Origin of the sequence: Gluconobacter sp. P1D12_c (assembly GCF_018812105.1) — a bacterium.
GTDB lineage: Bacteria > Pseudomonadota > Alphaproteobacteria > Acetobacterales > Acetobacteraceae > Gluconobacter > Gluconobacter oxydans_A.
In genome coordinates, this window is sequence record NZ_JACSIQ010000770.1 from 1 (window position 1) to 378 (window position 378).

Sequence of the window (378 nt, forward strand, 5' to 3'; positions counted from 1 at the left end):
GGTCAGMGAACTGGATCCCATTGTCGGTCAGGATGGTGTGGATCCGGTAAGGGATGATGCTCAGGAGATGTTCGAGGAATTCCCAGGCTGTCTTCCGATCGGCTTTCCCGACGAGTTGTGTGACAGCGAATTTGCTTGTCCGGTCGATAGCAACGAAGAGGTGCWGCTTGTCTTCAGCRGTCTGGACTTCGGCAATATCGATGTGAAAAAAGCCGATGGGATAGCGTTTGAAGCGCTGGCGTTTGAGCCTGTCTCCTTCGATGTCCGGCAACCGGGATATCCCGTGACGCTGAAAGCAGCGATGCAGGGCCGAACGTGTCAGATGAGGAATGCTGGCCTGCAGGGCATAAAGGCAGTCATCCAGCGGCAGTAAAGTAT

The 378-nt window shown here is 54.7% G+C and carries 1 pseudogene; it reads right to left on the minus strand.

The features are described 5' to 3' along the window. A pseudogene (locus KP705_RS19125) lies at positions 1-378 on the minus strand (IS481 family transposase); the annotation flags it as partial.